Source organism: Evansella tamaricis (genome assembly GCF_019042215.1).
GTDB lineage: Bacteria > Bacillota > Bacilli > Bacillales > Salisediminibacteriaceae > Evansella > Evansella tamaricis.
The window spans coordinates 1-12,214 of sequence record NZ_JAHQCS010000020.1 but is presented as its reverse complement, the minus strand read 5'-3'; the positions used below and the strand labels follow the sequence as shown (position 1 = coordinate 12,214).

At 37.7% G+C, this 12,214-nt stretch carries 9 protein-coding genes; 2 read left to right on the top strand and 7 right to left on the bottom strand.

Annotated features, from left to right (window positions below; all coding sequences use genetic code 11):
• Nucleotides 1–172: 172 nt before the first annotated feature.
• The 7 genes from KS419_RS01065 to KS419_RS01035 form a co-directional block, all read right to left on the bottom strand.
• Nucleotides 173–1,873 (bottom strand): extracellular solute-binding protein, encoded by a 1,701-nt coding sequence (locus KS419_RS01065; RefSeq protein ID WP_217064248.1) that lies wholly within the window; start codon nucleotides 1,871–1,873, stop codon nucleotides 173–175.
• Between the two features lie 698 nt (nucleotides 1,874–2,571).
• Entirely contained in the window at nucleotides 2,572–3,255 is a 684-nt protein-coding gene (locus KS419_RS01060) for a GntR family transcriptional regulator (protein WP_217064247.1), read from the bottom strand.
• Nucleotides 3,256–3,586: 331 nt separating this feature from the next.
• Nucleotides 3,587–4,684, bottom strand: a complete 1,098-nt coding sequence (locus KS419_RS01055; RefSeq protein ID WP_217064246.1) for a Gfo/Idh/MocA family protein — start codon at nucleotides 4,682–4,684, stop codon at nucleotides 3,587–3,589.
• 39 nt (nucleotides 4,685–4,723) lie between these two features.
• Entirely contained in the window at nucleotides 4,724–5,878 is a 1,155-nt protein-coding gene (locus tag KS419_RS01050) for a Gfo/Idh/MocA family protein (RefSeq protein ID WP_217064245.1), read from the bottom strand.
• Nucleotides 5,879–6,145: 267 nt separating this feature from the next.
• Nucleotides 6,146–7,183, bottom strand: a complete 1,038-nt coding sequence (locus KS419_RS01045; protein WP_217064244.1) for a Gfo/Idh/MocA family protein — start codon at nucleotides 7,181–7,183, stop codon at nucleotides 6,146–6,148.
• Nucleotides 7,184–7,211: 28 nt separating this feature from the next.
• Nucleotides 7,212–7,889 carry a GntR family transcriptional regulator gene (locus tag KS419_RS01040; RefSeq protein ID WP_217064243.1) on the bottom strand — a complete coding sequence of 226 codons (678 nt, stop codon included), beginning with the start codon at nucleotides 7,887–7,889 and terminating at the stop codon, nucleotides 7,212–7,214.
• Between the two features lie 205 nt (nucleotides 7,890–8,094).
• Nucleotides 8,095–9,807: an ABC transporter substrate-binding protein gene (locus KS419_RS01035; protein WP_217064242.1), complete on the bottom strand. Its 1,713-nt coding sequence runs from the start codon at nucleotides 9,805–9,807 to the stop codon at nucleotides 8,095–8,097.
• 703 nt (nucleotides 9,808–10,510) lie between these two features.
• On the opposite strand from KS419_RS01035, the gene KS419_RS01030 reads away from it, so the two are divergent.
• Nucleotides 10,511–10,708 carry a hypothetical protein gene (locus KS419_RS01030; RefSeq protein WP_217064241.1) on the top strand — a complete coding sequence of 66 codons (198 nt, stop codon included), beginning with the start codon at nucleotides 10,511–10,513 and terminating at the stop codon, nucleotides 10,706–10,708.
• A 254-nt stretch (nucleotides 10,709–10,962) separates the two neighbouring features.
• Entirely contained in the window at nucleotides 10,963–11,973 is a 1,011-nt protein-coding gene (gene galE, locus KS419_RS01025; RefSeq protein ID WP_217064240.1) for a UDP-glucose 4-epimerase GalE, read from the top strand.
• Nucleotides 11,974–12,214: the final 241 nt, after the last annotated feature.

Sequence of the window (12,214 nt, the reverse complement as noted above, 5' to 3'; positions counted from 1 at the left end):
GACACTGCGAAGAATGAGCAGATGTCGCACTTGTGCCCGTGGTGAAAGGGAGTGAATTTCGCAAAAATCAACATTGAACGATAACAAAGCCTTTTGAAAAAAGAAGAACTATGAAAACCTAATAAGGTGATCATAGCCCTTCCATTTACATTACTTCACGCCGGACTGGGATTTACCATTCTCCTCTAACACGAGACTGAACTACATCTGTAAAGAATTGCTCATACCCGTCTACATCAAGGGCACGATATGCCTCCACAAAGTCATTCCACTCTTGATCGAAGTCTTCTGGATCGGCAAGCGTAATTCGAGCGTAGTGTCTTCTGATTATTTCATCAGAACGCTCTTCAAAGATTTGCGGATCTGATCCTTGTTCAATGTTTGCACTCCATGCTGGGAACCAAGGTCTATCATCCGGTTGTGCAAATAATTGTGCAAATGTTTCGATTCCATATGCATCCAAATATTCCCTGTCAGCATCTGTATAACTTGCAAGGGCAACAGCTGGTTGTCTCCTTGGTTCAACGGCATTCCCGTCATCGAAAGTTCCGTTAATTCGTGGCCAGTACCATTCGAAGTAGGACATACCAGTGATATCCCTTTCTTCTTCTTTCTCTGTTAAAGTAATTTGCTCATCTGTGCGATAGAACATTCCATCCTCATCAATACTGTAATGTCTGTCTTCGAATCCCCACATTACTATTTTTTGCATATCTTCTTGAATCAATCGATCCCAGTATTGAATGATTCGCTCTGGGTTATCTGCAGCAGTTGTAATACCTACACCTCGATTAGAGGTAAATGCTGGAGGATCTAAATATTGATCATAATCAACTCCGTCAAAGACAATTGGAAGTGCCATAAATTCACGGTCAGGGTTTCCAGCATCACGCAATGCGTTACGTGCATCTCCCCACTGCCAGCCATAGTCAAAGAAACCCAGTACTCTTCCGGAAGATAATTTGGCTAAATACTCATCATAGTTAGCTACAAATAATTCTCTGTCTAAATATCCATCAGCATTCAATTCATTTAATGCTTTCAAATAATCGTAAGCGTACTCAGAATCGGCATAAACCGTTGCTTCATGAGTATCCATATCGATATAAACCCCACCGTCATTTGGATAACCAGCGAGGTGGTTAGGAATATTAGAGAATGCAAAGAATCTCCAGTCATATGTTAAACCTGTAAACGGTATCGTGTTCATTCCATCAATTTGTGGATTCTCATCTGCGTAACGAGTAATAATATCAAAGTACTCATCTAATGTATTTACCTCTGGGAAACCATATTCTTTAAGAATTCCCCTTTGAATCCAAAACGCCCCCTGATCAATATTAGGGTTTGGTATATACTCATTCACCGTGGGACCAAATGGAATATAATAAATATTCCCATCATCCATAGTAAACATATCTAAGTAAGGGCCATATACTTCGAGGAGGTTAGGTCCATGTTCCTCTAAAAGGTCATTTAAAGGAATAAATGCTTCCGCATCTAATAAAATATCAATCGCAGAGTCAGGAACAATAACATCCGGGTAATCTCCGCTGGCAACCATAACACCAATTTTCGTATTTAAATCCCCCACAAGGTGTTCAATCGTAAAGTTTACTCCAGTTTCATCTTCAAGTAGTTTTCCTATTTCAGTTTCATTTGTATCAATGTCACGACCTGCACTTCCTGCATTAAAGAAGTGGTAGCTTACAGGAGTTGTATCAATAGAAGCTTCCCCATCATCAGCGTCTGTATCTGTCGTTTGATCTTGATCATCTGTGTCTGTTGTTGTATCGTCATCACTTGAACAAGCAGCAAAAACTAGTAAAAGTGATAGAACTAATACTAACAACCAATAATTTCTTTTCAACATTTCATTGCCCCTTTCGATTTTCAATGCATAGTTTTCTAAAACTACACAAAACCATCATTTCGAATATTCTGTTTATTGCTGGCATTACCTTTTTACTGTCAATGTACTGCTAGCACCACCTCCTTAAAAACAACTTCATATAAAAACACCCCTTTGTCAAAGCGCTTACATTCTAAAAATTAGGAATTTTTAATTTAAATATCGATCCTTTTTCCCGACATAAAACAAGGAAGAAATAATAATTAATTGAGGAAACGCTTACACCGAATACAAAAAATAATAGAAACTAATGTACTTTTTAAACTGGTTAAATAGGGTTTGAGTTTTTCTAAGTAGAATTTATGAGGTCTTTCTTTAATAGCAAACTTACAAAACCTTGTAGTTACACTACTAAATAGATGCGAGGTCAATTGATGTTACATTCTTGTTTATTAGTAATAGATTTCAAAATTTTACAACTAATCATACTACAACATTAATATAACTAGTATGGTAGTATTATAACTTAAAGATTGGAAGGAAACAATACATTTCTTAAGAGAATCATTTGATAAAACTCGGTGATTTTCACAATTACCTAAACTGTTGAATAATGGAGGTGACTTTGTTTAAAAGACGAACTAAGTGGATGTAAAAAGCAACAAGTAATATTATTACTTTCGCTGCTTTTTATTTGGAGGGATAGAGAGGAAGTACTTTTATTTAAAATAGTTTGCATGACTTAATTTTAAAGCCTCTTTCTCTAGGTTTACCAGTTCTAAATGGCTGCCCATTACTTTTTCTGCACCTTCAGGATCTTTGTTTAAAATACAGTTAAAAATCTCTTTATGTTGGTTTACAATAAGATTCCAATCGGTTTTCGATGCTAATTGAAGAACTCTCAATCGATCAAAATGGCCAGTCATTGAACTGATGAATATCCATGTTCGAAGTTTCTTGCTCTCCTTAAACAAATGTCGATGAAAGGATTCATCTAATTCAAATAATCGTTGGTTTGTTCCTTTATGGATACATAGATCCTGCATAGTAAGATTTGTTTCCATTTCAAAAATAAAATCTTCACTAATGAAGGAACATAAATCCCTAACAATTGCCCTCTCTATTTTTTCCCTTACGAATCTTGCTTCTTCCACTAATGTAAAATCGATCTTAGAGACGACCGTTCCTATCTGTGGATATATTTCTAATAAGTCTTCTTGTGCCAATTGCAAAAATGCTTCCCTAACAGGGGTTCGACTAACATTTAAGCTATCTGAGATTTCCTTTTCAGAGATTTTCTGTCCAGGTTTAATTTCCCAATTAATGATTTGATCCCTAACTGTTCGATACACAAACTCCCTCGTTGATCCTTTACTGCGAATATTGATATTAATATTTTCCACCTCCCTTGTAACTCATACACCGAAAATCATAAAACAAATGAACCATTTCGTCCATTAAATACTTGCAAACTATAACAGATTGTTTCATTTTTTGCCAATATAATTACTAATATTATTTTTTTCGTGTGCCTGGACGACTTCCATGAAGAATTGTTTATGGGGTAGAGTTTCGCTAAGTATTCATCCTAGCTAAAAAAAATTCCCGTTCCAGTACCACTTTGCATTCCTTGTCATACATGTATTCGAAAACAGTACAAACATGGAAAAAGCCATCACAGTTTCGCAATTGTGATGACTTGTTTCAAACAATTTACCCCATCTAGAGAGTAGTTTAAGGATTCGTTGAGTATATTGCAGGTTCTACATTGATAGCCATCTCCTGTGCCTCAATGCATAGTTCAGCTGCACGAAATGCATGTTCCTGTGTCATGGCGTCCTCTGTTCCATTCACACAATCCAAGATGAATTTCCCAAAAAATGGGTAGCCCACTTTTCCAGATAATTCAAAATGTTTCTCCCCTTCCTGGTTCACTAAGTATAGATGGTTTCCGCTGTTATCACGGCCAATATCAATATATTTTCTTATTTCAATATATCCCTCTGTACCTAAAATAATCGCCCTTCCGTCACCCCAAGTTCCTAATCCGTCAGGAGTAAACCAGTCAACCCTAAAATAGAAAGTAGCCCCATTATCAGCCACTAAAGTGGCGTCACCATAGTCTTCAAATTTCGGGTGTTCTTTGAAGTTATAATTAGCAACTTTACTATGGAGTACTTTTGCATCCTTCGCACCTGAGTAGTGTAGGAACTGTTCAATTTGATGACTTCCAATATCACATAAAATTCCGCCGTATTTTTCAGGATCAAAAAACCATTCAGGTCTTGAGGCTGCATTTGCACGATGAGGTCCTGTTCCGATCACTTGAATAACACGTCCGATGGCCCCCTCCTCAATGAGTTGGCCAGCGAAAATAGCACTTTCCACATGCAGACGCTCGCTATAGTAAATTCCCCACTTCAGTCCCGTTTCCGCAACTTTCTGGCGAGCCTCTTTCACTTGATCTAGTTTGGTGAATGCCGGTTTGTCGGCAAAATAATGCTTTCCATGATCTAGGGCACGCAATCCAACAGCATATCGCTCCGATGGGATACTTGCACATGCAATCAACTGGATAGATTCATCCGTCAAAATTTCATCTTCCGTCGCGGCAATCAACACTTCTGGAAATGCTTCTTTAAATCGTTCCACTTTCTTTGGATCTGGGTCATAAACATAAGCAACTTGTCCCCCCGCTTCTGTTAGTCCATTACACATCCCGTAAATGTGACCGTGATCTAATCCTATTGCAGCAAAACGAAATTCCCCATCGTTAACTACTTTATTCTCAAAACCTTTAGGGGCATAATTCATTCCGTCATTCTTGTTCATAGTGTCACTCCTTTTAATCATTTCAAGATATTACTTTCACTATTCACTGTCACTTCCTGTAGTGATCGAGTTATCAGAAAAATTAGAGACACTGTTTTTCTTCTCAAAAAAATACGTGGCATTTTTCAACAGACCTTCCCTAGTATAAAATGGGCTGCTCTCTGTCAAAGGTAACTTCACTGTTTCTCCTGAGCTTGCCGATTGATAAATGGCAGTGATGAGTTCAAGCGTTTTACGTCCCTCTTGTCCATCAATGAAAAGATCCTTTTTACCGTCAATTGCCAATAAGACATCTTGAATTTGTCCAGCATGTCCTTCATACTCCACTTCTGGTAAACCGTTATATAGTTCTTCTAACTCTTCTTCTAAGCTACGATCTTCTTCTGGAAAACCATTTTCCTTTGCCTTTGATGCAGTAACTTTCCATGGAGCAGAAACCCTTGCATTCTTCCCTTGAAAAATAAGTTGCTGCTCTTCCCCGTGGTGAACAACAGAACTTGTGATTTGAGCTAAACTCCCATCTTCGTATTTTCCGATGGCGATAGAGATATCCTCCACTTCCGCATTATCATGGGCTGTATTACTTGTAACCGCAGTTATTTGTGATGGCATACCTTTCATCCATTGAAAAATATCAATATGATGAACAGCGTGGTTTAAAGTACATCCTCCACCTTCTTTTTCCCATGTCCCTCTCCACCATAAATCATAGTAACTGTAACCTCGCCACCAGAACGAATCCACCTGTGTATGAACAATAGGACCCATCTTTCCAGTTTCTAATATTTTTTTCAGTTTCATCATGGAAGTTCGGAATCGATTTTGAGCGATGACAGATAAAATTTTTCCATTTTTCTTCGCAGCTTCATTCATCGCATCACATTCTTCCAAGGAAGACGCCATCGGTTTCTCCACAATGACATGTTTTCCAGCATTGAGGGAGTTAATTGTAATTTCAGCATGTGTGTATGGAGGGGTACAAACAGATATAAGATCTATATCTTCTCTCTCCAACAGTTTCTTATGGTCATCAAAAACTTCTGCATTTAAATGTAAATCTTCTGCTACTTTTTCCGCCTTCTCTGGATAGATATCACAGAGAGCAACAATTTCACAGCTTTCGGGGAACTCGGCATATCCGGAAATGTGGGATGGTGCGATTGCTCCAGTTCCTATAATTGCTATTTTTAACATTTCATCCACTCCTCCAGGAAAATATTATATTAGTTAACGCTTTCAATTAGCGGTATTAACGTAGATAAATTTAACGATTGAACTTAGTTCGCAGGATGAACTAAGTGGCTAAACAAAAGCAACTAGTAATAAATTATTACTATCGTTGCTTTCTTAAGTTATTCCTGCAATTTCATGCCTAGAACATATTTAACTATATATTTATTTGACTTCCTTAAATAATTATATATAATTCCATCATATTACTTCTACTGCCAACTATAAGAACTACCGCAAATAGACTGGCTGTCCATCCTTTTTAGCAGATTCATAAATGGCAAGAACAATTTCCAAAGCGTTCTTCCCATCCATCAGACTGATAATTGGTTCCCTATTTTGATGAATGGCATCAACCATATCTTGTATCACTTTTTCATGTCCAAAACCGTAAACAGTTGGGGCATTCTCCTCTTGCTCACGGAGTAATTCCAAGGATGCTATTTGTTCCTTCTGGAAATCATTACTGAATCTCCAAGTCTCTATTTTGTTTGCTGACGTACCACCAAGTACAATCGTACCTTTTTCACCAAATATACTTAAACGGCCTTCTAAATCATCAGGATATACAGTCCCTGCCCCTTCAATAATACCAATAGCTCCATTTTCAAATTCCATTGTTGCAGCCCCGATGTTTTCCATTTCAATTTCAAAAAATTTAGTGCTTACTTGACCGGTAACTTTTTTCACTGGCCCCATCATCCATGTTAATAAGTCGATCGTGTGAATGGTCTGATTCATAAGGAATCCATCTTTTTGCTTTTGAGTCCCCCGCCAGGAATCTTGCCCATAATAGGATTGGTCTCGATACCAGCGAATGCTTCCCACTCCGTGTGATAGTTCTCCGAGACGTCCTTCTTCCACCGCGTCTCTCATCATCGCAACTGCTTTATTATATCGATTCTGAAAAACAACTGTAGCCTTTATGCCATTTTTTTTCTGTGCCTCTATCATTCGGTCTGCTTCTTCCAAAGATAATGCCACAGGTTTTTCTACGATGACATGTTTCCCTGCATCCATTGCTGCTACTGCTAACTCAGAATGATAATAGTGCTCTGTGCAAATATTCACCACATGTATCGATGGATCCTCCAACAATTGCTTGTAATCAACATAAATATCAATAGACGATAATCCTTCCACCAGACTTGCCGCCTTGGTCTTATCCACGTCACATACTGCTTTTAATGCAGCACCAGTTGTTTCTAGTATTCCTTCCTTATGGAAAACAGATATTCGGCCACAACCAATTATGGCAAAGTTGATCATGATGAGACACCTCGTTTAACGGACTGAATTAGTTTTTAAAATAATTAGAATAATTTTCTTTTAGTGATTCTTTTTCTGAATTTACAAGCAATAAATGGGATCCCATGGTGGCCTCTGCTCCTGCTGGATCTTTTTTCATTATATTTTCGAATATTTCCTTATGTTGATTAACGATGAGGTTCCAGTTTGGATCAGAAGCTAGGCGAAGTGACCTAAGTCTGTCAAAATGTCCGTTCATCTGCCTAATAAACATCCAAGTTCGGATTTTTTTATTTTCCTTGTACAAAAGATAGTGAAATTGTTGATCAAGCTCAAATAAGCGCTTATGAGTTCCCTTTTCAATACACAATGCTTGCATTGTTACATTTGTTTCCATTTCAAAGATAAAATCTTCACTGACGTTTTCACACAAGTCACGCACAATAGCTCTCTCGATAGTTTCTCGGACAAATCTTGCTTCTTCCACTAAAGAAAAATCAATTTTTGAAACAACCGTTCCTATTTGCGGATAGATTTCAAGCAGGTCTTCTTGAGCTAATTGAAGAAATGCCTCTCTGACAGGGGTACGACTGACGCTCAATTCTTCAGATACTTCCTTTTCAGAGATTTTTTGTCCCGGTTTGATTTCCCAATTAATAATTTTATCTCTAATTGTTTTATAAACATAATTCCTTGTTGAACCGTTTGCTCGAATAACTGTACTCATTCCGTTCACCTCCCAGAAGCAATTCATTCTATTAATCCTTGTGGAATTTTGTCATTCTAGTCTAACTAGTATACAAGTTAACACAAATTAGAACAAGATTTTTCCCTCTTATTCCAATAATAACAAGAAGATTTAAAAAGAAAGGCTATGACAACCTCCAAAGGATTACCATAGCCCTCTTTATTTAATTCTTAAACCGTTGTAATTACCATTCTCCCCTTACACGGGCTTGAACAACATCTGTAAAGAACTGCTCATATCCATCAACATCTAGAGCACGATATGCATCTACAAAGTCATTCCACTCACTCTCGAAATCAGCAGGATCTGCTAAAGCGATACGTGCATAGTGTCGTCTGATAATTTCGTCAGAACGCTCTTCAAAGATTTGTGGATCAGAACCTTGCTCAATGTTTGCACTCCATGCAGGGAACCAAGGACGGTCATCTGGATCTGCAAAGAAGTCAGCCCATGTGTTCTTACCATATGCATCTAGATACTCTCTATCAGAATCTCTGTAAGAAGCTTGGGCAACCTCATGTTGCCTTCCAGGTTCTACAGCATTTCCGTCGGAGAAAGTACCGTTAAGACGTGGCCAGTACCATTCAAAGTAAGCCATACCAACATCTTCACGCACTTCTTCTTTTCGAGTTTCTTCAATTTGCTCATCTGTACGGTAGAAACGACCATTGTCTACTTCATAGTGCTCCCCTTCAAATCCCCACATTACTAGCTTTTGATTCTCTTCTTTAATTAATTCGTTCCAGAATTGAATAATTCGCTCAGGATTTTCAGCTGCAGTTGTAATACCTACTCCACGGTTAGATGTGAAAGCAGGTGGATCTAAATACTGATCTTTTTCAACGCCTTCAAATACTACAGGTAAAGCAATATACTCGCGGTCTGGGTTTCCAGCATCACGTAATGCGTTACGGGCTTCCCCAAACTGCCAACCATAGTCAAAGAATCCAAGTACACGGCCTGAAGATAATTTCGCCAAATACTCATCGTAGTTTGCTACGAAAAGTTCTCTGTCTAAGTAACCATCTGCATTTAAGTCGTTCACTGTTTTCAACCAGTCATATGCGTACTGAGAATCTGCATATACTGTAGCTTCATGAGTATCCATGTCGATTTGCACGCCACCATCATTTGGATAACCAGCAAGGTGGTTTGGAATATTAGAGAATGCGAAGAATCTCCAGTCATATGTTAAACCTGTGAAAGGAATCGTGTTCATTCCATCAATTTGTGGATTAGCGTCTGCATAATCCTTGATTAACTGTAAGTACTCATCCAAAGAATGAACTTCCGGGAATCCTGCTTCTTTCAAGATACCACGTTGAATCCAGAATGCACCTTGGTTGATGTCCGGATCTGGAATATACTCATTGACAGTTGGTCCGAAAGGAATATAATAGATGTTTCCGTCAGCATGTGTGAACATGTGAAGGTAATCTGCATACGCTTCCAAAAGATCTGGACCGTGTGCTTCCAGTAAATCATTTAATGGGATAAATGCTTCTGCATCCATTAAGATATCAACTGCAGAGTCAGGAACGATTACATCAGGATAGTCTCCACTAGCAACCATAACCCCAATCTTTGTATTTAAGTCTCCTACAAGATGTTCAATTCTAAAGTTCACACCAGTTATATCTTCTAAATGTTTACCAATTCGAGTCTCATTCGTGTCGATATCTCTACCTGGACTACCTGCATTAAAATAACTGAAAGTTACAGGAGTAGTATCCATAACTGGCTCATCGTCACCATCGTCTGTAGTATCACCATCTGTGTCTGTAGTGTCAGGCTCATCAGTAGCGTCTGAGGAAGATTCATCATCACTTGAACAAGCAGCAAAAACCAATAGCAGCGATAAAACTAGTAATAGTAAAAAATAATTTCTCTTTAACAATTTAACTGCCCCTTTCGTATGGGTGTATTTTTTTCCTTACAAATACACGTGCTTTAACAACTTGTTACATTGACCCCCAATGATATACTTTAGTATCCATGGGGAAAACACAGATGAAACGTTTTATCTTTTGAAGTTTTCACATCACTCCCTTCAAGTTAAAAATATGTTTCGCCTCACGTAATATTAAAGCGCTTACATGGTTTGCTAAAAAAATAGCTTGTGCACTTTACTACTTTGATGCGTTTAAGAAAACGCTTACAACCGAACGCGAAAATTTTAGTTCTATTCCATATTAGAAAAACTAGTAATTAGTGAAACACTAATCTCACTAGTATGGTAGTATTATAACTTGCTGTTTAGTCTTTGTGCAATACTTTATTTATCAATATTTTTCGACAAACATTAAAAAGTATTAAATTTCTTCTTAATTACTTGAATAGATATGTTAATCTTCCTTTGATTTTGCTATATTTCACTTCATTTCTTCAGACGATACGTAGCTGTCGCCGGCTCTTTGTAGCGGCTCTAACACCCTGGATTAATCTATCAATAGGAAATTACTATCAGGAAATATCTCATCTCACTTGCATAATTCTTTTGATTCTTTATAATAGGAGTAATATTCTCTTTCAAAAATACAATTCTTATTGACGTGTTAGGTACCCATTTCAAAATACAGATAAGAGCGGAGGTTATTAGGATGGAAATAGACTACAATGTAAAGAAAAAGTTAGATGCAGTCGATATTGTATTAAGAAGTATTGATCATGCAAAACAATTCTTAACAGATGGCTTTGCCATTATTGCTCATCCTAGTAAGGAAGATATCTATCTTCTAATCCCTGAACATAATGTAACAGAAGCGTTAAAAGAAGGTTTTGTTTTAGTAAAATCATAAAAATTGAACCGGATTCCCTTCTCCCATTGTCCACAAAATGCTCTTTTGGGGCCCAATGAAACCAACTTCGACTCCACTATTGTTGTACAATGCTTCCATTCTGGAGCTAAAAACGATAAGAAAACTTACAAAAGAAACCTATTTTTAAATAGGTTTCTATTACGTAACTTGTATTCGTTTTTTTGATTTATTCCCTCTCTTCCATATGATAAAATTTTTATAGATAGGAAATAGAATATAGGAGGCCTTTTAAGATGGCTATATTAGTTACAGGCGGAGCAGGTTATATCGGCAGTCATACTTGTGTCGAGTTATTAAATGCAGGATTTGAAATTGTAGTTCTTGACAACCTTTCCAACAGTAAGTTTGAATCACTAAAACGAGTTCAAGAAATCACCGGAAAGGATTTTCCTTTTTACGAAGGTGATCTTTTGAATGTAGAGGATATCGAAAAAGTTTTCCATGAAAAACAGATTGATGCAGTCATTCATTTCGCCGGATTAAAAGCAGTTGGTGAATCGGTCGAAAAACCTTTGTACTATTACCATAACAACATCACTGGAACCATTCAGCTATGTGATGTCATGAGGAAACATGGTGTTAAAAATATTGTCTTTAGTTCATCAGCGACGGTTTATGGAATGCCCGATCGCGTACCTATTTCTGAAGATTTCCCGTTAAGTGCCACTAATCCATATGGACAATCTAAATTAATGATCGAAGAAATTTTACGTGATCTATTTGTTTCTGATTCAGAGTGGAGCATCTCTTTATTACGTTATTTTAACCCGATTGGCGCACATGAAAGTGGAAAAATTGGAGAGGATCCTAACGGAATTCCAAATAATTTAATGCCGTTCATTACTCAAGTGGCAGTTGGAAAATTACCTAAATTACAAGTGTTCGGAGATAACTATGATACGGTTGACGGCACTGGAGTGCGAGACTATATTCACGTTGTGGATTTGGCAAAAGGTCACTTAAAAGCTTTGGAAAAAGTGACGGAAACTACTGGAGTAAACGCCTATAACCTTGGAACGGGAACAGGTTACAGTGTTCTGGAAATGGTAAAGGCATTTGAGAAAGCTTCCGGAAAAAAGGTGCCTTATTCTATTGTTGACAGGAGACCTGGAGATATCGGTGTCTGTTATGCAAATCCTAATAAAGCAAAAGAGGAATTAAATTGGACTGCCACGATGGGGATTGAAGAAATGTGTCGTGATTCCTGGAAATGGCAAAAGAATAATCCAAATGGGTATGATTGATAAGCAAAAGAACCTATGTGACGACTTACTCTAGAGAATTTCACAGCAGAGTAATCGTTCATCGGGCAGAGCGCCACGTCCTGTGGCATACCCGATAATAGGACGTCATGAAATCAAGATTATAAGAAAAGCGCAAGCGCCTTTGCGAAGAGGCTGGGACATAACTAAAGTGTTTAATTGGAAATCCGAACAATACACAACAATAGCGAAGGAAATATACGTAGACTCCTGCGGGATTAAA